Source organism: Arthrobacter sp. AG1021 (assembly GCF_003633665.1).
Lineage (GTDB): Bacteria > Actinomycetota > Actinomycetes > Actinomycetales > Micrococcaceae > Glutamicibacter > Glutamicibacter soli.
On sequence record NZ_RBLB01000007.1, the window covers coordinates 74,136 to 97,657 of the forward strand.

Consider the following 23,522-nt stretch of genomic DNA (forward strand, 5'->3'; position numbering starts at 1 on the left):
GTTTGGCGGTTCGGTGGGTGCCGCGGCTTAGACCGCGGCGGTGCGCAGGGTGCGGGCCCGCGCCAGGACCTGTTCCGCCCCGGCCTTGAGTTCTTCGGCCCAGCGGCGGGCGCCGATGCGGGCGACGGTCGAGTCGGAGGGGGTTTCAACGCTCAGCGGCGTTCCGGCCGGCAGGGCGGCCACGAACTCTGCCAGCCGCACGGCCCCCTGTCCGGGAACCATGCGTTCGCTGCGCGATTCGAGCACCAGCCCTTCGCAGGTGTCCGGGCGCTGGGCCGGCGCGTCGCACAGCTGCAGCATGGCCACGTGCCGGGCCTGGGCCGCGAGCTGGGCGGGGCTGGCCTGGATGCGGCTCAGGTGCAGGGTGTCGGCGACGATCCGGCATCCGCTGGCCTGAGCCAGCTCGCCGGCCAGTTCAAGGGTGTTCACGCTCTGGTAGGAGATGACTTCCAAGGTCGGCACGATGCCGAAGCCCTGGGCGTCCTCGGTCATCAGTCCCAGGTTCTCGGTGAGCCGCTGCAGGTTGCCGTCCGAGGCGGCGACGGTCAGCGTCCTGGCCTCCAGCGCCTGCCCGGCGTCGAGCATCTGCAGCCATGCCTCGCGCTGGTTGGCGCCGTCCAGCAGGATAAATTCGATGTCGTGCACCCGTACGCCGGTGTCCTTGACCGCTTTGAGGGTTTTGGCCAGCAGCGGCGAGCCGGGCTGCAGGTTGTAGGATTTTTCCTCCTCGGTCACCTGGCGTACGCGGGCCCCGACGAAGTCGAAGCCGGTGTCGGCGGCCAGGTAGACAAGTGCTGCCGGGGAGCTGCCCAGCAGCGAAAGCTGGGCCAGTCCGAGTTCCTGGGTGGTGGTGTTCATGCTGGGTCCTTGGTGGTCGAAAGATTCTAGGCGCGGGCGGTGGTGTAGAGCCGGTCGGCGACGGACGGCGGAACGATGGTGCGCTGGTTGGAAGCCGGAGCGAAGTCGACCGGGCGTCCGGTCCGGGCGGATTCGTAGACTGCAAGCAAGATGCGCAGGGACTTCAGCGCTTCGCGGCCGGTGACCGCAGGTTCCAGGTCCTCGCGGACCGCGGCCACGAACTGGGTGATCTGCGCCCGGTGGTGGTCCTTCAGCGCCCCGTTGATCCGGGACAGCTCGACGTTCGCGTCAACGCCAGCCGGGTGCACCGGCCGCGCGGCGATCTTGTGCTCGGATGCCTGCAGGGTCAGCCGGCCGTCGCTGCCTTCGGGGAATTCGCTCAGTTCAGCGCTGGCCCCGTTGGAGCCGGTGATGCGGATCTGCACGCCCAGCGCGGGGTCGGCGCTGGTGCTGGCGAGCACCGTGGCCATGGCTCCGCTGGTGAAGGTGATCAGCGCGGTGGCCGAGTCCTCCACCTCGATGTGCTCGCCGTGCTTGTAGGTGTTGACTTCGCCCTGCACGCGGGCCACATCGCCGAGGTACCACTGCAGCAAGTCCAGGTAGTGGATCGCCTGCGTCATCAGCACCCCGCCGCCGTCCGCAGCCCAGGTGCCGCGCCAGCCGGCGGCCGAATAGTATTCGTGCTCGCGGTGCAGCAGCACCGAGACCTGGCCGAGCACCGGGGTGCCCAGTGCGCCCGAATCGATCTGCGCCCGCAGTTCGGCGGCCGCCGGCCAGAAGCGGCGCTGGAACAGCACCCCGAGCTTCACTCCGGCCTCGGCGCAGGCCTGCACCATTTGTTCGGCCGCCGGCACGTCCACCGCGATGGGTTTCTCGCACAACACGTGCACCCCGGCCGCCGCGGCGGCCAGCACCACCTGCTGGTGGGTGGGGTGCGGGGTGCACACCGAGACGATGTCCAGACCCAGTTCCAGCAATCGCTCTACCGAATCGACGGCGTGCTCCACCGAGTATTCGGCGGCCATCGCTGCGGCCCGGGCCCCGTCCACGTCGCAGAGCGCGGCCACGGTGACCGAGTCCAGGGCTTGGAACGCTTCAAGGTGGTTGGCGCTGATGTTGCCGCAGCCCACGATGCCCACCCGCAGGGAGCGGGGTGCGTCGGTGGTGGCGGTGCGTGGCGGTGTTGGCATGTTGTGGGTCCTTGGATTCGATGTGCTTCGATAGCTGTGCGCCCGGGCCAGGCCGGGCCGCGGCGGTTAAACGGCGGCGAGCAGGTGCTCCAGCGAGCTGCGCATGCGCCGGCGGTCCGGGGCCGTGCAGACCAGCAGGGCGAAGGTGTCCGCCGCCTGCTCGACGAGCATCTCGGTGCCTTTCACGGTGGTGCAGCCGTGCGCCGCGGCGTCACGCAGCAGCTTGGTGTCCACCGGGCGGTAGACCACGTCAGCCACCCAGTGGTCTGCGGCCAGCCAGGAGGTGTCGAAGGGCGTGCCGCCGATGCCTTCCATGCCCAGCGGGGTCGCGTTGACCACGCCCTGCGAGGCGGCGATCCAGCCGCGGGCCTGTTCCGGGGTGCCGGTGGACACCTGCTGCCCAGCGCCCAAGGAGGCGGTGAGCAGGTCCTTGAGCTGGGCCAGGCGCCCGGCGTCGGTGTCGATGATCCGCAGGTCCGCCACGCCGAAGTCCAGCAGCGCCGCGCCGACCGCGGAGCCGGCGCCGCCTGCCCCGAAAAGGGTGACGGTGGCGCGCTTCGCGTCGCGGGCCAAGCCCCGGCGCAGCCCGGCCAGGAAGCCGGTGCGGTCGGTGTTGTGCCCGATCAGCCGTCCGTCCTGGAGCACCACGGTGTTCACCGCGCCGATGGCGGCGGCGTCCGGGGCGATCTCGTCCAAATGCGGCATGATGGCCTGCTTGTGCGGGTGGGTGACGTTGAACCCGGTGAAGCCCTGCGCCAACGACTCGCGCAGCACCTGTCCCAGGTCGACGTCCGTCCGCCCCTCCAGGTCGATGCGCTCGTAGCTGTAGTCGGGCAGGCCCAGCGCGTGGGCCTCGGCCTGGTGCAGGGCCGGGGAGAGCGAGCCGCCCAGGTCGTTGCCGATCAGGCCGATGCGGTGTGCGGTGCGGCGCATGCTACTTCTTCTCCTGCATCTCGCGCAGCGCCTGGACCTGCAGCTTGGTCAGCCCCAGTTCGGCGGTCGGGGTGCGGTAGGTCTCCGGGCCGGTGGCGAAGGCGATGGCGGACAGGGTAGCGAAGCCCATGCACATCCAGGCGACAGGCATCCAGTTGGCGGTGTCGCCGGAGGTCATCAGGGTGCCGATGGCCGGGGTGAAGCCGGAGACCAGCAGGCCCAGCATCAGGCCGATGGCCATGCCCGAGTAGCGCACGCTGGCCGGGAACTGCTCCGGGAAGCCTGCCATGTAGGTCGAGTTCGGGGCCGCATAGAAGACACCGATCAGGATGATCGCTGAGACGAAGATGACCGCGACATTGCCGGTGCTGATGGCATTGAAGAACATGAAGACCATGGCTCCGGCGCCCAGGGCGCCGCCGATGAATACCGGCTTGCGGCCGATCTTGTCGGCCAGCATCCCATAGAGCGGCTGGGTGAAGACCGCGGCCAGGTTTGCCGCGGCGATGGCCGCGAGCATGGTGGTGCGTTCGATGCCGTTGTGCTCCACCGCATAGGCCAGGGCGAAGACGTTCACGATGGTGTTGATCATGGCAAAGGTGGAGGAGAGCATCACGCGCACCACCGAGGTCCAGTGGCGGGCGAAGAGCTCCAGGATCGGGACCTTGACGACCTCGTTGTTTTCCTTGGCTTCGGTGAAGGCCTCAGGCTCGTCCAGGTGGCGGCGGATGAAGAAGGCCAGGACGGTCAGCACCACGCTGGCCAGGAACGGGATGCGCCAGCCCCAGCTAAGCATCTGTTCGTCGGGCATGCTAGCGATCGGGATGAAGACCACGGTGGCCAGCACGATGCCGAACATCACGCCGCTCATGGTGAAGGAGGCGAAGAAGGAGCGGCAGCGTTCCGGGGCGTGCTCCATGGACAGCGAAGCGGCGCCCGGCGATTCGCCGCCGGCGGACAGGCCCTGGAACAGGCGCAGGACCACCAGCAGGATCGGTGCGAAGATGCCGATCTGCTCATAGGTCGGCAGCAGGCCGATCGCCAAGGTCGAAATGCCCATCAGCAACAGGCAGGCCATGAGGGTGTTGCGGCGTCCGAAACGGTCTCCCAGGTGCCCCCAGAGCACCGCGCCCAGCGGGCGGGCCACGTAGGCCACGCCCAGGGTGGAGATCGACAGGAGCACCGAGTTGGCACCGCCTTCAGGGAAGAAGACGTGGGAGAAAACCAGGGCGGCGGCGGAGCCGTAGATGAAGAAGTCGTAGTATTCCAGGGCGCTGCCGAGGAAGCCGGACACGGCCGCGCGGCGGGCCTGTGGACGGGCGGGAGCCTGGAGGGCATCCGGGGAAGAAGTTGCAGATCGCATGATGAGTCCTTTCTCCTCTTCGAGAGGAACATCATCTAGTGTGACCCGCCTAACTTATTATGTCCACGACCTAATTGCACATTAGCTATGTGTGAGAACTACATAATTTTGGTGGGCGACGGAAGCACTTCTTCGCTCAATTCGAGGAATGCGTCGCGGGCCAGCGAGCCGGGGCGCACCGACCAGGCCAGGCCGTGGTTCATGTAGTACTGCTTGCCGTGCAGCGGGACGAAGACGGCGCCCGGAGGCACCACATGGGCGATGCCCTCGGGCATGAACGCGACACCGACCCCTGCCGCCACGAGCATCATGGTCATGTAGGGGTCGGTGATTTCCTGCGACACCGTCGGATAGAACCCAGCGTCGGTGCAGGCGTAAATGGTCGACTGGTAGAGCGCGGACCCCGCGGAGATCGGCGGGGTGATGAATGAGTCGTCGGCGAAGGCGGCGAGCTCGACACCCTCACGGTCGGCCAGCGGGTGCTCCTGCGGCAGCACCATGCCGAAGGCTTCCTGGGCCAGCAGGCGCGAATTGATGCGTGCGGAATCCACCGGCAGGCCGACGAACGCCAGGTCCAGGGAGCCCGCTTCCAGCTGGTGCACCGCGTCGTGGGTCATCACGCGGCCCACCAGCGTCAGCTCGATGTCGGGGTGGGTGCTGCGCAGCGCGCGGGTCATGGGCGGCAGGGCCAGCTGGTTGAGCACGCCGGTGAAGCCCAGCGAGAGTTTTCCGTAGACCTTCCCCTGCGGCACCTTCACCGCCTGGGCGGCGATGGTCAGCTCCTCCATAACCTGCCGCGCGTGCGGCAGCAGCGCATGGCCGGCGGCGGTCAGCTCCACCGAGCGGGTGCTGCGCACGAACAGCTCGGTGCCCAGCGAGCGCTCCAGCTTGCGGATGGTCTGGCTCAGCGGCGACTGCGCCATGCGCAACCGCAAGGCCGCATTGCCGAAGTGCAGCTCCTCCGCCACCGCGATGAATGCCTCAAGCCACCTGATTTCCATGCCTACCCGCTTTTCCCTAGTCGGTCGTCAACTCCTCCAGCGTACCGGGGCGCGGCAGGCTCCCGGTGGCGTGGCGGGCGGCGGCCCAACCGAAGGCCAGGCCGGAGCCGACCTGCACGCCGGCTCCCGGGTATTCCGAGCCCATCACGGAGGCGGCGTCGTTTCCCACCGCGTACAGGCCAGCGATGGCCTCGCCACGCTCGTCCAGCGCCTGGGCCTGCGGGTTGGTGAGCACCCCGAAGGCGGTGGCCAACGGGGTAGGCACCAAAGCCATGGCGTAGAACGGCGCACGGGCCACCGGCCCGACGTTCGGGTTGGGCCCATGCTCGGGGTCTCCGGCCACTTGGCCGAAGAGCAGGTCGCCCTTCCCGAAGTCCTCGTCCTTGCCGGTTTCGGCGAAGCCGTTGTAGCGCCGCACGGTGGCTTCGAGGCCCGCGGGGTCCACCCCGATCTGCGCGGCCAGGCCGGCCAGCGTCTCGGATTCGTAGAGGTAGCCATCCTTCACGTAGCGTTGCAGCGCGGCCCGCGGCAGGTGCGGCATGGTGATCATGCCCAACCCGTACTTGGCCAGCGTGCGCGAGTCGACGATCAGCCAAGCCGGGATGGCACGGCCGTCGGTGGCGTACATCGCGCGCACGAAGCGGTGGTAGGAGCAGGACTCGTCGACGAAGCGCTTGCCGTCGCTGCCCACCGCGATCACACCGGGCTTGGCGCGGTCCCAGATATGCGGGAACACGACCTGGGAACCGTCGGCACGGCGCCCGATGGAGCTGGGGAACCACAGCGCGTTTTCGCCGTTGTCCTGCCCCAGCGCCGCACCGACCCCGGCGGCCAGCGCCAAGGTATCGCCGGTGGCTCCTTCGCCGGCGCGGGAGAACTGAGGGGTGGGCTTGGGCATGTATTGCTCGCGCAGCGCGGGGCTCTGCGAGAAGCCGCCGCCAGCCAGCACCACACCCTGGCGGGCGCGGATCTTCAGGGTTTTGCCCTCGTGGACCACCACGAGCCCCTCGATGCGTTCGCTGCCGCGGATCAGCTCCGTGGTGTGGGCGCTGAAGCGGAAGTCCACTCCGCGCTGGAGCGACTGGTGGTAGATGGAGGCAACCAAGCCATTGCCCATCACCAGCCGGGTACCGCGCGGGCGGGTGACCCGGTCGCGCGCCCACTGCAGCCCCAGCTTGCCGGCAAGGCCCACGGCCTTCGCACGCTCGGCGGCGCTGCCCGTGAACAGCTTCAGCAGCGCGGCAACGTCCGGGCGGCGCAGCATCAGGGTGCCGCCCATCAGCGCGAATTCGGGAACAGGGCGGCGGATGCGGCGGAATTCGGTGGCTGAGAGCTTGCGTCCATCGAAGGGCTCGGGTTCCAGCGCGCGGCCGGTCTTCCCGGTTTCGGGAAGCTCGGAGTGGTAGTCGACAACGGCCGGCGAATGCAGGAAGCACACACCCAGTCCTTCGAGTTCATCAAGCATCTTGGGCGCGGCGTCGAGGTATCCCAGCCGGGCCTCGCGCGGCGCCTTGTCCCCCACCACCAGGTCCAGGTAGCGCACGGCTTTCTCGTAGTCGTCCAGTATTCCCTGCTCGCGCTGGAACTTGTTGTCCGGCACCCAGCAGGTGCCGGCGGAGTAGGCGGTCGTGCCGCCGAGGTACTCGGTCTTTTCCAGCGTCAGCACCTTGGCGCCGTGCGCCGCGGCGGTCAGCGTGGCGGCAAGGCCGCCGGCCCCAGTCCCCAGAACCACCACATCGTATTCGAGGTCCCATTCACTTTTCTGGCGCGCCATCGCTTGCTCCTCAGTACTCGTCGCATGACATCAGTTGGTCTGGTGTTCATTATGTGACGCAGAACAATGTACTGTCCACGATGTTTTTGATCATTTATTATGTACCAAAACTACTCAATTTGGCGTGGCGGGTTCGTGGCCGCGGGTTAGGAACCCGCGGCCGGCGGCCTAAAGCCTCGGGTCCAGCGGCTCGGATTCCAGCGCGAGCACACCGAACACCATCTGGTGAACCTTCCACAGCGGCTCCCCCACCGCGGTCAGCCGCAGCGCTTCCAGTCCCAGCAGGTACTCCTGCATGGCCCGCGAACGCTTCCGGTCGGTGGCCCGCTGCTTCAAGCGCCGCAGGTTTTCTTCCTGAAGGTAGTCGGCGCCGTAGATGATGCGCAGGTATTCCCGCCCGCGCACCTTGATGCCCGGCTGCACCCAGCCCTTGGGACCGCGGGTGAGGTTCTGCCACGGCTTGACCACCATCCCTTCGCCGCCCGCCATGGTCAGCTCCTCCCACCAGCGCACCGCTTGATCCGTCGACTCCCCGGAGTCCAGCGACACCCGCATCCAGGCGGTGTCCTTGAACAGGTCCGGCGCCTGCACCGCCAGCTTCCGCGCAATGCCCAGGTGCCATCCGTGGTCGCGGGTTTCATGGGTCTTGCCCTCGGAGGCCAACACCTGGAATGCGGCGAAGCGGATCTCGTCCTTGTTTCCCACGTACCGCCGGTAGGACTCGCGGAACGCCAGCGCATTCCCGCTGCGTTCACGGGTGCGTTCAAGCAGCGCGGTCAACTCCAGCCCGGTCCCAGCAGCCTTCTCCAGCAGGTCGACGGCTGCCGAGGTGGCTGCCACCGCGGCGGCGCCGACCGAAGCGTAGTTGTCCTTGATCAGTGATTCCGCCTTCAGCGACCAGGGCAGCAGCTCGCCGTCCAGGATGACCCAGTCCGAGCCCAGTTCCTCCCACAAGCCCGCCGCTTCCACGGCCTCATGAGCGCGGAGCAACAGGGCGCGCTCCACCTCCGGAGCCAGGAAATCGCGCCCGGTGCGCGTATGCAGGGCGCCGAGCCAGCCCTCGGGCGCGTCGAAGCGCCCGGGATTGCGGGCCAGCAGCAGCACCGCGCGCGAGCCCATGTGCTTCTCTTCGCAGACGACCTCGGTGATCCCGTGCTTGCGGAAGTAGGCGAAGGCCTCGTCCGGGTGCTCCAGGTACCCCGGACGCGCCGAGGACTCCGCCGGGGACATGGTCGGCGGCAGGTAGCGCAGCCAGCGCGGGTCGGTGGCGAAGCGGCTCATGGTTTCCAGGGCGCCGGCGGCCTGCGCGGCGCTGAGCTTCACGGTGCCGCGCTCGCCGGCCTTCAGGTGCAGCGGGCCGGTGACGTCCGCCATGGACAGCACGCCCGGTTCGCGCTGCGGCCCGTGCGGGGATTCCAGCGGCCGCAGCGGTTCGGCGTACTGCGCCAGCGCGTCCACGGCCACGACGTCCCGTTCCGGGTAGCGCAGCGCGCTGAGCTGGCCGCCGAAGGCGCATCCGGTGTCCAGGCAGGCGGTGTTGTTGATCCAGGCGACCTCGGTGACCGGGGTATGCCCGTAGAGGACGGCGGCCGCACCGCGGTAGTCCCGGGCCCAGGGATAGCGCACCGGCAGGCCGTACTCGTCCTTCTCGCCGCTGACCTGCCCGTAGAGGGCGAAGGCCCGCACCCGCTTGGAGGCCCGCCCATGGTACTTCTCGATCAGCCCCGCGTGCGCCACCACCAGCTTGCCGTCATCCAACACCAGGTGGGAGACCAGGGAACGGGCGAAGTCCTGCACGTTACGCGTGAATTCCGGGCCTTCGGCCTCCAGCTGCTCAAGGGTCTTGTCCAGGCCGTGGCCCAGGGTGACCTTGGCCCCGCGCAGGGCGCGCACCAGCTTGTCCTCGTGGTTGCCTGGCACCGCCAGCGCGTGCCCGGCGGCGGCCATGCCCATCACCAGGCGCAGCACGCCGGGCGAATCAGGGCCGCGGTCCACCAGGTCGCCCACGAAGACTGCACGCCGCTGGGGGTGGAAGGCGTCGACGGCGCGCCCCTGCCGGTCGCGGACCAGTTCGTAGCCCAGCTTCTCCAGCAGCAGCACCAGCTCGTCCAGGCAGCCGTGCACGTCCCCGATGACGTCGAACGGGCCGTGCTGGTCCTTGAAGTCGTTGAGCAGCTTGTGCCGGGTGATGACCGCGTCCTCGATCTCCGCCAAGGACGAGAGCACGTGGACCCGGGCGAAGCCCTCGCGGCGCAGCATCTTGAGCGACCGGCGCAGCTGCTGGTGCTGGCGGTCGATCGCCGACTTGGGCACCCGGCGCTCGCCGCGGGTCTCGTTGCGTTCAAGGCATACCTCGACTGGGACGTCCAGCACGATGGCGGTGGCCAGCACGTCGTGGCTGCGCGCCAGCTCGATCAAGCTCTGCCGGGCGGCGGGCTGGACGCTGGTGGCATCCACCACGGTCAGCAGGCCGGCTTCCAGCCGCTTGCCTGCCACGTAGTGCAGCGCGTCGAAGGCCGCGGCGGTGACGGACTGGTCGGTCTCGTCATTGCCCACCAGGCCGCGGAAGTAGTCGCTGGACAGCGTCTCGAAGCGGCCGAAGTGCTTGGCGGCGAAAGTCGACTTGCCGGATCCGGAGACGCCGATGAGCACCACCAGCCCTGACTCGGGAATGGAGAATTCGTTCATGCCGCGTCCTTTCGGAAGATCGCCATCTGGGTGGGCGTGCCCGCGGAGCCGTCCACCGGCCCGATGCCGCGGAACTCCACGGCGTAGCCGTAGTCCGTGGCGGCGGCTCCGGCCCAGGCCTGGAATTCCGCGCGCGTCCATTCGAAACGGTGGTCGTCGTGGCGCAGGGATCCGTGTTCCAGGTCCGGGTACTTGCTGTTGTATTCGACGTTCGGAGTGGTCATCACGACCATGCGAGGGGCGGCGCCGGCGAACACCGCGTCCTGCAGTGCCGGCAGCCGCGAGGCGTCCACGTGCTCGATGACCTCCATGAGCACCAGCGCGTCGTAGCCGGCCAGCCGGTCATCGCGGTAGACCGCGGAGCTGTGTAGCAGGCTGATGCGTTCTTGCTGCTCGTCCGTGCGCTCCTCCAGGCGCAGCGCGGCGGCAGCCTGTTCGAGGGATCGCGCGGAGACATCGGCGCCGACGATGCGGGTGAAAAACGGGTCCGCCTGCAGCCGGCGCAGCAGCGCACCGGGCCCGCAGCCCAGGTCCACCACCCGGTGGGCTCCGTGTTCCTTGAGCGCGGCGATGACATCCATGGCACGCTGCACCCGCAGCGGGACGGCTGCTTCGCCGCCCGCCTGCTCCGAAATGCCCGGGTCTGCCGTGGCTTCCGGGACGGCTGGCGAATCCATCCAGGCCTCGGCCAGCGCGACCAGGTCCTTCTGGTGGGCCAGATAGCGGCGGGCGATCAGCTCCCGGTCGGGGTGGTCCTCCAACCAGCCTTCGCCCTGCCGGGCAAGCTTTTCCGCTTCGTCGTCGTTGACCCAGTAGTGCTTCGAGTCATCCAGCACCGGCAGCAGGACGTAGAGCTGGCGCAGCGCAAGGTCCAAGCGGACCTCTCCGCTGAGCGCCAGCGCGCTGTACTGCGAATCGCCCCAGTGCGGATGCTGCTCGTCCAGGGCGATGGGCGTCTGCTCGACGTTCCAGCCCAGCGGCGCGAACAGCCGCTTGGCCAGGTCCCGGCCCGCGTGCCCGCGGGTGGAGAGCACGGGCAGCTCGAGGCGCAGCGGCAGCGGCGCGGCGGCCAGCTCCGGGTAGCTTTCGCTGGTCCCGGTCATGGCGCTGCGCAGCACCTTGCCCAGGGCCACTGACATCAGGCTCGACGCGGCGTACGGGCGGTCGTTGACGTAGTAGTCCAGGGCCCCGGCGTCGCCGCGGAAGCGCTTGCTGCGCACCAGCCCCACGGGGTCGACTTCCAAGAGCAGGGCCGCGGTGGCGCGTTGCTTGGAATATTCGGGATAGAACACGTGGGTTTGGCCCACCGCCAGGTCGAAGGACTGTACCTTGCCTGGATGCTTGCGCAGCAGATGCGACAGGGCGGTGGCGTCGATCCCCGACCCGGGGGCGGATTCTAGGGTGATTGTCAGTAGCACGGGGCGGACTTCCCAGGAGTTTTTGCTCGGTGGCTTGGCGTTTCATGCAAGACTACCGAAAAACTGGGTCTCAGGGCGCCGCGTGGCGAAGCATGCCAGTCCCGCGTGCCGCCTGGGGTGCGGAATTCCGCTCCGCCCGGGGGCTTAGTTCAGGTAGCCGCGGCCTGCGGCGTCCGCGCAGACCGGGGTCAGGTTCTCCGCGTCCCCGCTTTCACAGGCCATGTAGACCAGGTTGGCGGCTTCTTCGGTGCTCAGCACGTCGTAGCCCATGGACCCGGGGTTGTAGGACACCGCGGTGCTCCACTCGTCGATGTTCTTGCACTCCTGCAGTCCGCGCAGCTCGGCTTCCTGCAGCTGCTCGTTCGAGGACTCGGGATTGGACCATGCCTCGTTCTGCGTTTGGATGGCCGCGCTGCAGGCGTCGCTGACCGGGGAGGTCGCCGCGGCGTCGAAGTTCGTACAGCCGGCCGCCGCCAGCGTGATGATCGACAGTACAGCGGCCGAGGACAGAACTTTTCGCATACATGCCATGCTACCCATGCAACATAGGTATTGGCTGGGTTGCTTCAAGCACGCGCCGGCCGTGCCCGGAGCGCGAAAAATCCCGGCCACGCACACGGGCGGGGCCGGGATCCTCTGCCGCAGGGTGCTGCGGCTAGGCGATGCGGGAACGGTCGAAGGCGTCCAGGCTGATGCCCTGCTCCAGGATCACCTTGGCCCATTCCTTGGCCGAGTGCAGGCTGTGGTCGCGGTAATTGCCGCAGCTGACCGCCTCGGTGCCCGGCACGTCATCCCAGGTCACCCTCTGGACCAGGTCCTCCAGCGAGGTCTTGATGGCCGCGGCCACCTGCTCGGGGGTCGGCTCGCCCCAGGCGATCAGGTGGAATCCGGTGCGGCAGCCGAACGGCGAAAAGTCGATCAGGCCCTCGAAGCGGGTGCGGATCAGCCCGGCCAAGGTGTGCTCGATGGTGTGCAGCCCGGCGGTCGGGATCTCGCCGTGGTTCGGCTGGACGAAGCGGATATCGTAGTTGGAAATGGCGTCGCCCTTAGGGCCGTGCTCGACGCCGATCTTGCGCACGTAGGGCGCCTTGACCTTGGTGTGGTCCAGCGCGAAGCTCTCAACTTCTGCAAGTTCAATATCACTCATGCCAAAAGTCTATCCGCTCACTTGGCCTCGACGCGATGATGGTTAATGAGGCGTAACCGATAGAATTTTGTGAGACTTCAGGGCGCAGCAGCGGACCCTGAACTTACTTCCTAGAAGGGAACTTCATGTCGGACAAGAAGACCTTGCTCGTATTCGCGCACAGCGACGAGGCCGTGGCATTCGCCGATGTCGAGCACCTGATTTCCGGTGTGGGCAAGGTCAATGCGGCCGTGGCGCTGGCCAGCGAACTGGCCGGAGGCGATATCGAACGCGTCGTCGTGCTGGGCACCGCCGGCGTGGTCGGCCATGCAGGCGAGGACCGCCCGAGCCTCGACACCATCTACCAGGTGACCAAGCTGATCCAGCACGACTTCCCGCTGCCTTCGGCAGACGTCGAGCCAACCGGCGAAATCCTGCTCCCCGACTTCCAGGCCACCATGGCCACCGGCGACGTCTTCGTCTCCGACGACCAGCAGCGCGTGCACATCTCCGGCTTGGGCGCCTCCTTGGTGGACATGGAAGGCTACGCGTACGCCAGCATCTGCCAGCGCTTCAACGTGCCGCTGCAGATCTTCAAGATCCCTTCGGACTACGCGGACGACTCGGCGTCGATCGATGAATGGGACGACATCGCCAAGGCCAAGAGCGTGCAGCTGCGCGAGTTCTACGAAAAGAACCTGGCCTAGCGTCAACCGCACCGAGGGCAGGGACAGCGCCGCGGGTCGATACCCGGACGCTGCCCTTGCCCTTTGTTCTTGGCCATTGCCAACCCGCCGGGATCAGGCCGGACGGGATCGACACGGTCGGCGTCCAAACTGCCGCTTGGTCTAATCGACCTGGGATTCGATACAGTGAGCGCATGACGCCACGGACCGAGCAACCATCAGGTGGCAGCGAAAATTCGACGCCGCGCCACCATCAGCTGATCATTTCCCTCTTCGGCCTCTACGCCAGGGCGCACGGGGGCGAGCTGCAGGTGTCCACGATCATTTCGCTGATGAACGACCTCGGCGTGGAGTCGGCCGGCGTGCGTTCTTCGATCTCGCGGCTCAAGAAGCGCGGCGTCATCGACAGCGTCAAGGTCAACAACCGGAACGGTTACGCGCTGTCGCCCTCGGCCTTGTCCGCGTTCGCGGAAGGCGATGAACGCATCTTCACTCCCCGCCGGGCGACCGCCGACAGCCGCTGGCTGCTGGCCACGTTCACGGTGCCCGAATCGCAGCGCAGCATCCGGCACAAGATCCGCTCGACCCTGGTCCGCATGGGATTCGGCGCCGTCGCACCCGGGCTGTGGATTGCCCCGGAGCACCTCAAGGACGAGGCCCTGTCCTACTTCGACCGACACGGGATGGCGGATTACTTCGAGTTCTTCCTGGCGGAGCATGTGGGCAGCCATGACCTGGCCAAGAACATGGGCATTTGGTGGGACCTCGAATCGCTGGATTCCCTCTATTCCGAGTTCCTGGAAACCAATCGGCCGCTGCTGGAGAAATGGACGGGAATTCCAACCGCGCAAGAGTCGGAGGACCTCGACGCCGAGGCGTTTGCCGACTACCTCGTGTTGATTACCCAGTGGCGCCGGCTGCCGTATTCCGACCCGGGCCTCCCTGCCGAGCTCCTGCCAGAAGGGTGGAACGCCATCGCGGCCTCCGACCTGTTCCAGCAACTCCACGAAATCATCGGGTTCAGGGCGTCCCGGCACGCGGAACGCGCCATCAGCGCCCAGGAAAGCGACGCCCGCATCTAGCTCCGAGGCTTCTGCCTGCCTGCCCGGCCAACAATAAGCCGCAGGCCAGTTCATGCGAACTGGCCTGCGGCTTATTGTTGTTTTGCTGCCCGGTAAATCCCTAGCGGCTCTGGATAACGGCGACGCCCTGGATCTCGATAAGCGCTTCCTTCTGCCACAGGCGGGTGACGCCGATGCCGGCCATGGCCGGGTACTTGCTGCCAGCCATGTCGCGCCACAGCTTGCCGATCTCACGGCCGTTGGCCATGTAGTCGTCGACGTCGGTGAGGTAGATGGTCACGGTCACCAGGTCCTCCGGCTTGCCGCCGGCTTCCTCAAGGGTGGTCAAGACGTTGCCGAAAGCCTGCTTGAACTGTTCCACGATGCCGCCGGGAACGATCTGCATGTTTTTGTCCAGGGCGGTCTGGCCGCCGAGGTAAACGGTGTCTCCAGCACGCATTCCATGCGCATAGCCGGATGGCTTGGGCAGGGATTCCGGGTTGACAGTGAGGTTTTCGAAGACTGCGGTTTCGGCCATGGTGATCCCTTTCAGAGATTCGATGCGATATCCAAAAATTAGGTCTAGCGCACAAATTGTGATGCGTGCTACATTGAGCATACGTGACGGCGGTAAAAAAGTCGACACATAGTTCTCCGGGAGAAAGCACACCATGAAACTCGCTTCGATTCAGTACAAAACACAGCGCATGGCAGCCGTGGCGGTAGACGGCGGCTTTGCTCCGCTGAATGCCCAGAATCTCAGTGAGCTCCTCGACAACGAGCAGTGGCAGGACTTGGCCCGGAAAGCTCTTGCCTCCGGATCCGCCGAATTCATCGCCACCGCCGATGCAACCATCCTGAACCCCGTCCCCGCCCCGAACAAGGTCATCTGCTGCGGGCTGAACTACTCCGAGCACATCCTGGAAATGGGCCGCGAACTGCCTGAATACCCGACGCTTTTCGCCAAGTTCGCCGATACCCTGACCGATCCGAATGCCGAGATCACCAGCGAAAATTCCGAGTCCGTCGACTGGGAAGCCGAACTGGCAGTGGTTGTCGGCTCCACCCTGCGCCATGCCAGCGAAGACGAAGCGCTCGCGGCGATCGCCGGATACACGGTGGCCAACGACGTCTCGATGCGCGACTGGCAGCGCCGCACCCTCCAGTGGTTCCAAGGCAAGGCCTTCGACGGCACCACCCCGCTGGGCCCGTACCTGGTGACCCCTGACGAGATCGACCCGGTCGCCGGCGTCGAGGTCATCTGCAAGGTCAACGGCGAAGAGGTCCAGCGCGGAAATACCCGGACCCTGGTCTTCTCGGCGGCCGCCGTGCTGTCCTACATTTCCAGCTTCACCACGCTCCGAGCCGGCGACGTGGTGCTCACCGGAACCCCGGGAGGCGTGGGCATGGGCATGACCCCTCCGCGCTTCCTGCAATCGGGCGACGTGCTGTCCACGGAGGTTCCCGGCATCGGCGAACTGTCCAACAAGTTCACCCTGCGGATCCCGGCCGACGCTTAATCCGCCAGCAAACTTCACCTCAACCAGAACTCCAGTTCACACTTCCAAAGGAGAAAAACCATGACTGAAACACCAATGGTCTACCGCACCGAAGGCGACAACTCGATGTACGCCGGCACCGACGGTTTTGTGGTCCCCGTAGTCACCCGTGCCGGTCAGGAAGACACCAACACCGCGCAGTCCGGCGACTGCGTACGCGTCTCGGGCGTCAGCATCCAGCACACCCCAGCCACCAAGATCTGGTTCGGCCAGGTCTCCAATACCCCGGGCTACCGCTCGCTGCCGCACCACCACGGCGAAGCCGAAACCGGCGGCTACGTGCTGCGCGGCCACGGCCGCATCTACTTCGGCGAGAACTACGAGCAGTACCTGGACATGACCGCAGGCGACTGGGTCTTCGTTCCGCCGTTCATGCCTCACGTCGAAGCCAACATGTCGGTCACCGAGGAGCTCGTCTGGCTCACCGCCCGCACCCCGGAAAACATCGTGGTGAACCTCGAAGACGTCGACGACGCATCGCTGGAAGGATACCGCCGAGCATGAGCGCCCAGACCCTCGACTCCCAGATCTTCCTGAAGGCCATCGATCTGACGGAGACCGCGCCGGAGGTTTTCGACCAGGCGTTCAACGCCACCCCGCAGTACGCTCCGTGGCCCAAGGCCTACGGCGGCGACATGGTGGCCCAGGGGGCCATGGCCATGATGCGTTCGGTGGGCGATGACCGCGAGCTGCATTCAATGCACTCCTACTTCCTGCGCCCCGTCGACATGCACGAGCCGGTGCGCTACGAGGTGGAGCACCTGCGCGACGGCCGCGGATACTCCACCCGCCAGGTGCGTGGATTCCAGAACGGCAAGCCGGTCTTCTCCGCCCTGGGTTCCTTCCACGTGCCCGAGCAGGGCCCGGACCTGTCCAAGGATGCTCCGGAAGGCTCCTTCGACCTGGATCCGGAGTCGCTGGACAGCGCCGCCCAGGCGCTGGAAGGCGCCGAAGGCGCGGATGCCGAGTACTGGTCCACCGGGCGCAGCTTCGAAATGCGCCATGTGCCATCGCCGGTGTACCTGAGCGTGGAAGGGTCTACCGAGCCGCACCAGGCGGTCTGGGTTAAGGCCTTCTCCCCGCTGCCGGACGACAAGGTGATCCAGCGGGCGGCGCTGACCTACGTCTGCGACTACACCATCCTGGAACCGATCCTGCGCAGCCTGAACCTGCCATGGCGCACCGAGGGCCTGACCACTGCCAGCCTGGACCACTCCATGTGGTTCCACCGCGAGGGCCGGGTGGACGACTGGGTACTCTACGTCCAGGAGGCAGTCTCCAGCCAGAACAACCGCGGACTGGCCCTGGGCCGGTTCTACACCCGGGACGGCAAGCTGCTGGCCACCGTTGCCCAAGAGGGCATGATCCGCGGCCCACGCGGCTAGTGCACCGCCCGAAATCCTTCACCACACCGTATACGGCGAAACGACCACTGGAGATACGACATGCCTCTATCACCCTCGTCCCACGTTGACACGTTCACCCGCGACCATCTGCCGCCGCTGGAGCAGTGGCCGACGATGGAATTCACCCTGCCGGAACTGCAGTACCCGGACCGGATGAACGCGGCCACCGTGCTTATCGACGACGCCGTCGCCGCCTTCGGCGCGGACCGTCCGGCCCTGCTGGCGCCCGACGGAACCACCCTCAGCTACGGCCAGCTGCTGGCCCGCTCCAACCAGGTGGCGCAGGTGCTGGTGGAGGACTTCGGCATCGTCCCGGGCAACCGGGTCATGCTGCGCGGACCGAACAACGCCTGGCTGGTCGCCTGCTGGCTGGGTGTGCTCAAGGCCGGCGCCGTCGCGGTGACCACCATGGCGGCGCTGCGCGCCCAGGAGATCACAACCATCGCGGAGCTGACCAAGCCTTCCGTGGCCCTGTGCGACCACCGCTTCGTCGAGGACATGGTGCTCGCCGCCGACGACGCCTACCCGGTGGTGGCGTTCGGCGGCGACGGGGAATCCGACCTGGTGCAGCTGGCCGCGGCGAAGTCGGGGCAGTTCACCAACGTGGACACCGCCGCCGACGACGTGGCGCTGCTGGGCCCGACCTCCGGCACCACCGGAACGCCGAAGATCACCATGCACTTCCACCGCGACATCCTGGCCAACGCGGACACCTTCGCGCGCCATATCCTCAAGCCCACCAAGGAGGACGTGTTCGCCGGGTCTCCCCCGCTGGCCTTCACCTTCGGGCTCGGCGGCCTGGTTGTCTTCCCGCTGCGTTTCGGGGCCAGCTCGCTGCTGACCGAGCGGGCCACCCCGGTGGAACTGGCAGAGCTCTCGCACAAGGCCGGGGCGACGGTGCTGTTCACCGCGCCCACCGCCTACCGGGCGATCCTCAAGAACGGCAAGGCCGACCTGCTGCGCTCGCTGCGCGTCGGCGTCTCGGCCGGCGAGCACCTGCCGGCTGAAACCTGGCGCCAGGTGAACGAGGCCACGGGCCTGGAACTCGTCAACGGTATCGGCTCCACCGAAATGCTGCACGTGTTCATCTCGGCCGCCGGCAAGGACATCCGTCCCGGCCGCACCGGCACCGCGATCCCCGGTTTCCGCGCCACCATCCTGGATGAGCATGGCAAGGAGCTGGGCCCGAACGAGATCGGCCGACTCGCGGTCATCGGCCCGACCGGGTGCCGCTATCTGGACGACGAACGCCAGCTGAGCTACATCAGCGGCGGCTGGAACGTCACCGGGGACGTGTTCATGAAGGATGAGGAGGGCTACTTCATCTACCAGGCCCGCAGCGACAACATGATCGTCTCCTCCGGCTACAACATCGGGGCTCCGGAAGTGGAGAACGCGTTGAACCAGCACGACGAGGTGCTGGAGACCGCGGTCATCGCCCGCCCGGACCCGAACCGCGGATCCATCGTGTGCGCGTTCGTGGTGCTGGTCGACGGGGCCGAGCAGTCCGAGGCCAAGGCCAAGGAACTGCAGGACTTCGTGAAGGCGACCATCGCCCCCTACAAGTACCCGCGTGAAATCCACTTCGTGGACGAGCTGCCGCACAATCCCAGCGGCAAGCTGCAGCACTTCAAGCTGCGCGAGGCGCTGAACGCCGATTCGCTGTCCTAACCGGCAGCCCACCCCAACAAATTTTTGACCGCAGTGCCCACGGGGACTGGTGAAAGGACTAAGACCATGAAAATCGCAGTGATTGGCGGAGGCCCGGGCGGACTGTACTTCGGCGCCCTGATGAAGCAGCTGGACGCGGCGCACGAGGTGACGGTCTGGGAGCGCAACGCCGCCAGCGACACCTTCGGCTTCGGCGTGGTATTCTCCGACGAGACCCTGGGCGGCATCGGCAACGCCGACCCGGTGATCGCCGAGTACATGTCCCGCCGTTTCGCCCGCTGGAGCGACATCGACATCCACTTCCGCGGTGCCATGCACACTGTCGGCGGCCAGGGTTTCGCGGCCATGAGCCGCAAGGAGCTGCTGGAGCTGCTGCAGCGCCGCAGCATCGAGCTGGGCGTTGACGTGCGCTTCTCCACCGTCGCCCCGCCGGTGGAAGAGCTGATGGCGCAGTACGACCTGGTGCTGGCGGCCGACGGCTTGAACTCCTCCGTCCGCGCCAAGTTCCCCGAGTCCTTCAAGCCCTCGCTGGATCCGCGCGCTTCCAAGTACATGTGGCTGGGCACCGACCAGGTGTTCGAGGCCTTCAAGTTCTTCGTCAAGGAAACCGACGCGGGCACCATGCAGATCCACGGCTACCCGTACTCCGACGAGGGCTCCACCTTCATCGTCGAAATGCACGAGGACGTGTGGCGGGCCGCCGGCTTCGACGAGAGCGAAAACGAGGTCTTCCCTCCAGGCGTGAGCGACATGAAATCCGTGGCCAAGGTCAAGGAGATCTTCGCGGACGAACTGGCCGGCTTCGACGTGCTGACCAACAACTCCAAGTGGATCAACTTCACCACGGTGCGCAACCAGCACTGGCGCCACGAGAACATCGTGTTGCTGGGCGATGCCGCGCACACTGCGCACTTCTCCATCGGCTCCGGCACCAAACTGGCCATGGAAGACTCCCTGGCCCTGGCCGCCTGCCTGCACGAGCACAACTCGGTTGAGGCGGCGCTTGAAGCCTACGAGACCGAGCGCCGCCCGGTGGTCGAATCCACCCAGCGTGCCGCCCAGGCATCGCTGGAATGGTTCGAGAACATCGGCCAGTACAAGGACCAGGATCCGGTCCAGTTCTGCTTCAACCTGCTCACCCGTTCGCGCCGCATCACCTACGACAACCTCAAGCTGCGCGACACCGAGTTCGCCACCAAGGTGGATGAGGACTTCGCACGCCTGAACGGATCCGATGTGGTGGCCCCGGCGATGTTCCAGCCGCACAAGATCGGCGAGCTGGAGCTCGTCAACCGCGTGGTGGTCTCCCCCATGGACATGTACTCGGCGGTCGACGGCGTGCCCGGCGACTTCCACCTGGTCCATCTGGGCTCCAAGGCCATGGGCGGCGCCGGACTGGTCATGACCGAAATGGTCTGCGTCTCCGACATCGGCCGCATCACCCCGGGCTGCACCGGCTTGTACACCGATGAGCAGGGCGCCGCGTGGAAGCGCATCACGCAGTACGTGCACGGCAACTCGCAGGCGAAGATCGGCGCCCAGATCGGCCACTCCGGCCGCAAGGGTTCCACCAAGCTCATGTGGGAAGGCCTCGACGAGCCGCTGGAAGAGGGCAACTGGGAAGTCCTGGCCCCTTCGGCGCTGCCGTACGGCGAAGGCTGCCACGTTCCGGTGGAAATCACCCGTGCCCAGATGGATGAGGTCCGCGAGCAGTTCGTGGCCGCCGCCAAGCGCGCCGACGAGGCCGGTTTCGACCTGCTTGAGGTGCACGCCGCGCACGGCTACCTGCTCTCGTCGTTCCTCTCCCCGCTGTCCAACCAGCGCACCGACGAATACGGCGGCTCGCTGGAGAACCGCCTGCGCTACCCGCTGGAGGTCCTAGACGCGGTGCGTGCCGCCTGGCCGGCGCACAAGCCGCTGGGCGCCCGCATCTCCGCCACCGACTGGGCGGAGGGCGGCAACACCGAGGACGACGCGCTGGAGATCGCCAAGGCGTTCATCGCCCACGGCATCGACTCGATCGACGTGTCCTCGGGCCAGATCGTGCGCAATGAGCGCCCTGCCTTCGGCCGCAGCTACCAGACCCCGTTTGCGGACAAGATCCGCAACCAGGTCGCCGCGGCCGCCGGGGTGACGGTCATTGCCGTGGGCGCCATCAGCTCCTACGACGATGTGAACTCGATCCTGCTGGCGGGACGTGCCGACCTGGTAGCGCTGGGCCGTACCCACCTGTACAACCCGCAGTGGACCCTGCAGGCCGCCGCCGAACAGGAGTACGTGGGCGCCGGAGCCACCTGGCCGCTGCCGTTCAAGGCCGGCCGCCGCAAGCCGCCAAGCGCACGCACCGACGCTGTCCGCCCGCGCCTGTCGCTGCTGCAGGAGGCCGAAGTCGACGAGCAGGTCCACCTGCGCTGGACCCCGGCCAGGGACCAGGAGCCAGAGGCCATCGCCTCGAACGCCTAGACTCGCCTGGCACGGCCAGGCTCGACAGGGAGTGTTGCGATCAGCGGGAAACCGCCCGCAGCGCTCCCTGTCTTCGTCGTGCCTGGGGCATGCCCGCAGCACCTCCGCCGGGGCGGGAGAAGCGGAGCACTCCGGGCCAGGTTGCCCGATCGCTTCGTTGCAATTCCGGGTGGCGCTCAACCCGAAGTCCGCTGACAGACGATTCGTGCGGGCGTAGCATGGGGCGCATGACCCGTTTCCTTATTGACCCGCCTGTGCTCCTGGCGATTGCGCAGGAAGGCGTTTCGATCCACTCCGACCACCAACTCGTAGCCCCGCACGCCGTCCGCGTCGAGGCCATGGAACTGCTGCTAACCGAGGTTGCGGCAGGAACAATGCCAGAAGCCGCCGCCCTGGAGCTGCACGATGCAATGACGGCGGTGAAGATCCGCACCCTGGGCGACAGGGGTTCGCGGGGCACCGCCTGGAAGCTCGCCCGCAAGCACGGATGGGCATCACTGGGCAGGGCCGAATACCTGGCCATCGGTGTGCTGCAGGCAGACGCGCTGGTAGCCCTGGACCAGCAGCTTGCCACCCAGGCCACGGACATCCTGCCGCTGGCGCCGTTCTCGGCGCTGTCTACCGCCGGCTGAACACCGGGAATTGAAAGATCCACCCCTCCGGCGGCCGAATACGGTGGCCTCCCCGCCGATACAACTACCCACCGCCGGCCCACCTTGATCCTAAGGCCATTTTGGCCATGTTGTCGGGTCCCCCAGTCCTTGGAAATCCAGACTGCAATGAACTACCCCGCCGGAGGCGGGGACAGCAAAGACTCCTTCATACGGGTACCGCTTGACGCTGGAAGTCTAAAAGCGAGAAGCACCCCGCACCCGAATAACGAAAGTTGCCAGGAACCCCGGTGAATCGGGGTTCCTGGCATCTAAAGCAATACAACCACAGGTCACGGCCGTGCATGCACTGGGAAGCCGAGACTAGCAGGAGCTACAAGCGTGTGTGTTCCCAACACTGCGCTCCCCTTGGCAATTTTTGCAATTTCCGCGGCTACATCACCGAGGCAAGTTGCCTTGACTGGTTGTTGTCGCTGCTTCAGGCCGTGCTTTTCCACGATGTGTCATGAATAAGCAAGAGTATCTGAGACGCGTTGTGTATATGGCGTTGGACCTAAAGTGTTTTCAGGGCCCTGACAAGTGCATCAACGTCGCTCTGAGCTGAATACGCATGCAGAGACAATCTCAAGCGTGAACCACGGGGTGAGGTTCCGATACGGAACTCGGCGAGCTTAGCTGCAAGTGCGTCTGGGTCCTCGCATACGATTGCTACTTCTGGTCCGCGGTGGGCTGGGTTCTCGGGATAATCGAGCTCGTAGCCGAGCGCAAGCAGTTCCCCCGCTAGCGATTCCCGCAGTGCTTCGACATGCGGCCAGCAGCTGGCAATATCAATTTGTTCGAGAACTTCGTAGCCTGCCACTCCGGCATACGCTGAGGGGATTGCGTAGGTACCGGTCTCGTAACGACGCGCATTGTTCGGGTAGTCAACGAGCTCCGGATCGAACGCAAACGGATTAACACGCCCGAACCAACCGGTCAGAATCGCGTCTTGTTCGGCCTTCTCGGGTTCGCGTACATACAGCGATGCGATACCCGGCAATCCCAACAAGTACTTCAGATTGCCCGTGACCAGGAAGTCGCATTCGAGCTCGTCAACCGAGAACGGAACTACGCCCGCACCTTGGTATGCATCGACGAAAACCAATGCACCGACCGAGTGAGCATGTTCGATGATGCGGTCAATCTCCGGCCTCGTGCCATTTATGTAGCTCACGAGCGGAACCGAGACCAGCTTTGTGCGCTCATCGATGTGCGGGATCCAGTTTTCAGCTAGGAGTGCTCCCTCGATACCCGGCACATTGACAACTTCAATGCCTTCACGCTGAGCACGCCAGACGTTGCCGACCGATGGAAACTCAAGATCGGAGGTGACAAGGCGATTCCTTTCACCGGACCAGTCAAACGAGGAGACTGTCTGGAAAGCACCTTCGCTCGCACATGAAATCACTGCAATCTGATCGCTCGAACAACCGAGGAACGCTGCGCTCTTAGCCCTGTATTGCTCCACAACGCCTACCCACACGTCCCAAGGTGCCTGGGAATCGACGAGTGATCCAGTCATGCGCTGCATCGTTTGCGTCAAGTGGTCGGAAAGTGCTCCTTGGCTACAACTCGCGAAATGCGGGGCTTTATCGAGCTGCGCAAAATTCCGACGGAACTGCTCGGGCGTAAGTGAAACTCGTGAAGTGACGTTTAGTGTCATGATTTCCTCAAT

The 23,522-nt window shown here is 66.1% G+C and carries 20 protein-coding genes; 8 read left to right on the top strand and 12 right to left on the bottom strand.

Going from position 1 to position 23,522, the window contains the following annotated elements:
• Window positions 1-27: 27 nt before the first annotated feature.
• From DFO58_RS05835 to DFO58_RS05880, 10 genes are all read right to left on the bottom strand, one after another.
• Window positions 28-858: a TIM barrel protein gene (locus DFO58_RS05835; protein ID WP_120989634.1), complete on the bottom strand. Its 831-nt coding sequence runs from the start codon at window positions 856-858 to the stop codon at window positions 28-30.
• Window positions 859-884: 26 nt separating this feature from the next.
• Complete coding sequence (locus DFO58_RS05840) at window positions 885-2,048, bottom strand: Gfo/Idh/MocA family oxidoreductase (protein WP_120989636.1); 1,164 nt, start codon at window positions 2,046-2,048, stop codon at window positions 885-887.
• Window positions 2,049-2,114: 66 nt separating this feature from the next.
• Window positions 2,115-2,981 (bottom strand): shikimate dehydrogenase, encoded by an 867-nt coding sequence (locus DFO58_RS05845; RefSeq protein ID WP_120989638.1) that lies wholly within the window; start codon window positions 2,979-2,981, stop codon window positions 2,115-2,117.
• 1 nt (window position 2,982) lies between these two features.
• Window positions 2,983-4,344: an MFS transporter gene (locus tag DFO58_RS05850; RefSeq protein WP_120989640.1), complete on the bottom strand. Its 1,362-nt coding sequence runs from the start codon at window positions 4,342-4,344 to the stop codon at window positions 2,983-2,985.
• A 98-nt stretch (window positions 4,345-4,442) separates the two neighbouring features.
• On the bottom strand, window positions 4,443-5,345 hold the full coding sequence (locus DFO58_RS05855; protein ID WP_120989642.1) for a LysR family transcriptional regulator: 903 nt from the start codon (window positions 5,343-5,345) through the stop codon (window positions 4,443-4,445).
• Between the two features lie 16 nt (window positions 5,346-5,361).
• The gene (locus DFO58_RS05860) at window positions 5,362-7,119 is read right to left on the bottom strand and encodes an FAD-binding protein (RefSeq protein WP_120989644.1); all 1,758 of its coding nucleotides are present in this window, start codon (window positions 7,117-7,119) and stop codon (window positions 5,362-5,364) included.
• Between the two features lie 168 nt (window positions 7,120-7,287).
• A complete protein-coding gene (locus tag DFO58_RS05865; RefSeq protein WP_120989646.1) occupies window positions 7,288-9,807 on the bottom strand; it encodes a polynucleotide kinase-phosphatase in 2,520 nt (839 codons plus the stop codon).
• Entirely contained in the window at window positions 9,804-11,225 is a 1,422-nt protein-coding gene (locus DFO58_RS05870; RefSeq protein ID WP_120989648.1) for a 3' terminal RNA ribose 2'-O-methyltransferase Hen1, read from the bottom strand. The genes DFO58_RS05865 and DFO58_RS05870 overlap by 4 nt, the downstream gene beginning before the upstream one ends.
• A gap of 144 nt (window positions 11,226-11,369) precedes the next feature.
• The gene (locus DFO58_RS05875; RefSeq protein WP_053797687.1) at window positions 11,370-11,747 is read right to left on the bottom strand and encodes a hypothetical protein; all 378 of its coding nucleotides are present in this window, start codon (window positions 11,745-11,747) and stop codon (window positions 11,370-11,372) included.
• 133 nt (window positions 11,748-11,880) lie between these two features.
• On the bottom strand, window positions 11,881-12,372 hold the full coding sequence (locus DFO58_RS05880) for an S-ribosylhomocysteine lyase (RefSeq protein ID WP_120989649.1): 492 nt from the start codon (window positions 12,370-12,372) through the stop codon (window positions 11,881-11,883).
• A 125-nt stretch (window positions 12,373-12,497) separates the two neighbouring features.
• Here DFO58_RS05880 and DFO58_RS05885 point away from each other — a divergent pair, with 125 nt between their 5' ends.
• Both DFO58_RS05885 and DFO58_RS05890 read left to right on the top strand, forming a co-directional pair.
• Complete coding sequence (locus DFO58_RS05885) at window positions 12,498-13,058, top strand: purine-nucleoside phosphorylase (RefSeq protein ID WP_120989651.1); 561 nt, start codon at window positions 12,498-12,500, stop codon at window positions 13,056-13,058.
• A gap of 173 nt (window positions 13,059-13,231) precedes the next feature.
• Window positions 13,232-14,119, top strand: a complete 888-nt coding sequence (locus tag DFO58_RS05890; RefSeq protein WP_120989653.1) for a PaaX family transcriptional regulator C-terminal domain-containing protein — start codon at window positions 13,232-13,234, stop codon at window positions 14,117-14,119.
• A gap of 100 nt (window positions 14,120-14,219) precedes the next feature.
• On the opposite strand, the gene DFO58_RS05895 is transcribed toward DFO58_RS05890, so the two are convergent.
• On the bottom strand, window positions 14,220-14,636 hold the full coding sequence (locus DFO58_RS05895; protein ID WP_120989655.1) for a RidA family protein: 417 nt from the start codon (window positions 14,634-14,636) through the stop codon (window positions 14,220-14,222).
• A 133-nt stretch (window positions 14,637-14,769) separates the two neighbouring features.
• Here DFO58_RS05895 and DFO58_RS05900 point away from each other — a divergent pair, with 133 nt between their 5' ends.
• The 6 genes from DFO58_RS05900 to DFO58_RS05925 all read left to right on the top strand — a co-directional run bounded on the left by DFO58_RS05900 (window position 14,770) and on the right by DFO58_RS05925 (window position 21,829).
• A complete protein-coding gene (locus DFO58_RS05900; protein WP_120989657.1) occupies window positions 14,770-15,618 on the top strand; it encodes a fumarylacetoacetate hydrolase family protein in 849 nt (282 codons plus the stop codon).
• A 60-nt stretch (window positions 15,619-15,678) separates the two neighbouring features.
• Entirely contained in the window at window positions 15,679-16,161 is a 483-nt protein-coding gene (locus DFO58_RS05905; RefSeq protein ID WP_120989659.1) for a cupin domain-containing protein, read from the top strand.
• Window positions 16,158-17,042 carry an acyl-CoA thioesterase domain-containing protein gene (locus tag DFO58_RS05910; RefSeq protein WP_113606616.1) on the top strand — a complete coding sequence of 295 codons (885 nt, stop codon included), beginning with the start codon at window positions 16,158-16,160 and terminating at the stop codon, window positions 17,040-17,042. The genes DFO58_RS05905 and DFO58_RS05910 overlap by 4 nt, the downstream gene beginning before the upstream one ends.
• Before the next feature lie 60 nt (window positions 17,043-17,102).
• On the top strand, window positions 17,103-18,734 hold the full coding sequence (locus tag DFO58_RS05915) for an AMP-binding protein (RefSeq protein WP_120989661.1): 1,632 nt from the start codon (window positions 17,103-17,105) through the stop codon (window positions 18,732-18,734).
• Window positions 18,735-18,800: 66 nt separating this feature from the next.
• On the top strand, window positions 18,801-21,197 hold the full coding sequence (locus DFO58_RS05920; RefSeq protein WP_113606618.1) for a bifunctional salicylyl-CoA 5-hydroxylase/oxidoreductase: 2,397 nt from the start codon (window positions 18,801-18,803) through the stop codon (window positions 21,195-21,197).
• A gap of 227 nt (window positions 21,198-21,424) precedes the next feature.
• A complete protein-coding gene (locus DFO58_RS05925) occupies window positions 21,425-21,829 on the top strand; it encodes a hypothetical protein (RefSeq protein WP_113606619.1) in 405 nt (134 codons plus the stop codon).
• 532 nt (window positions 21,830-22,361) lie between these two features.
• On the opposite strand, the gene DFO58_RS05930 is transcribed toward DFO58_RS05925, so the two are convergent.
• Window positions 22,362-23,510, bottom strand: a complete 1,149-nt coding sequence (locus DFO58_RS05930; protein ID WP_113606620.1) for an aminotransferase class V-fold PLP-dependent enzyme — start codon at window positions 23,508-23,510, stop codon at window positions 22,362-22,364.
• Window positions 23,511-23,522 lie beyond the last annotated feature (12 nt).

What these genes read in the sequence shown, in the direction of transcription:
- DFO58_RS05885 (WP_120989651.1), top strand. Translation starts at nt 12,498, where the DNA reads ATGTCGGACAAGAAGACCTTGCTCGTATTCGCGCACAGCGACGAGGCC.
- DFO58_RS05900 (WP_120989657.1), top strand. Translation starts at nt 14,770, where the DNA reads ATGAAACTCGCTTCGATTCAGTACAAAACACAGCGCATGGCAGCCGTG.
- DFO58_RS05840 (WP_120989636.1), bottom strand. Translation starts at nt 2,048, where the DNA reads ATGCCAACACCGCCACGCACCGCCACCACCGACGCACCCCGCTCCCTG.
- DFO58_RS05890 (WP_120989653.1), top strand. Translation starts at nt 13,232, where the DNA reads ATGACGCCACGGACCGAGCAACCATCAGGTGGCAGCGAAAATTCGACG.
- DFO58_RS05850 (WP_120989640.1), bottom strand. Translation starts at nt 4,344, where the DNA reads ATGCGATCTGCAACTTCTTCCCCGGATGCCCTCCAGGCTCCCGCCCGT.
- DFO58_RS05905 (WP_120989659.1), top strand. Translation starts at nt 15,679, where the DNA reads ATGACTGAAACACCAATGGTCTACCGCACCGAAGGCGACAACTCGATG.
- DFO58_RS05835 (WP_120989634.1), bottom strand. Translation starts at nt 858, where the DNA reads ATGAACACCACCACCCAGGAACTCGGACTGGCCCAGCTTTCGCTGCTG.
- DFO58_RS05895 (WP_120989655.1), bottom strand. Translation starts at nt 14,636, where the DNA reads ATGGCCGAAACCGCAGTCTTCGAAAACCTCACTGTCAACCCGGAATCC.
- DFO58_RS05930 (WP_113606620.1), bottom strand. Translation starts at nt 23,510, where the DNA reads ATGACACTAAACGTCACTTCACGAGTTTCACTTACGCCCGAGCAGTTC.
- DFO58_RS05920 (WP_113606618.1), top strand. Translation starts at nt 18,801, where the DNA reads ATGAAAATCGCAGTGATTGGCGGAGGCCCGGGCGGACTGTACTTCGGC.
- DFO58_RS05845 (WP_120989638.1), bottom strand. Translation starts at nt 2,981, where the DNA reads ATGCGCCGCACCGCACACCGCATCGGCCTGATCGGCAACGACCTGGGC.
- DFO58_RS05915 (WP_120989661.1), top strand. Translation starts at nt 17,103, where the DNA reads ATGCCTCTATCACCCTCGTCCCACGTTGACACGTTCACCCGCGACCAT.
- DFO58_RS05865 (WP_120989646.1), bottom strand. Translation starts at nt 9,807, where the DNA reads ATGAACGAATTCTCCATTCCCGAGTCAGGGCTGGTGGTGCTCATCGGC.
- DFO58_RS05910 (WP_113606616.1), top strand. Translation starts at nt 16,158, where the DNA reads ATGAGCGCCCAGACCCTCGACTCCCAGATCTTCCTGAAGGCCATCGAT.
- DFO58_RS05860 (WP_120989644.1), bottom strand. Translation starts at nt 7,119, where the DNA reads ATGGCGCGCCAGAAAAGTGAATGGGACCTCGAATACGATGTGGTGGTT.
- DFO58_RS05925 (WP_113606619.1), top strand. Translation starts at nt 21,425, where the DNA reads ATGACCCGTTTCCTTATTGACCCGCCTGTGCTCCTGGCGATTGCGCAG.
- DFO58_RS05855 (WP_120989642.1), bottom strand. Translation starts at nt 5,345, where the DNA reads ATGGAAATCAGGTGGCTTGAGGCATTCATCGCGGTGGCGGAGGAGCTG.
- DFO58_RS05880 (WP_120989649.1), bottom strand. Translation starts at nt 12,372, where the DNA reads ATGAGTGATATTGAACTTGCAGAAGTTGAGAGCTTCGCGCTGGACCAC.
- DFO58_RS05875 (WP_053797687.1), bottom strand. Translation starts at nt 11,747, where the DNA reads ATGCGAAAAGTTCTGTCCTCGGCCGCTGTACTGTCGATCATCACGCTG.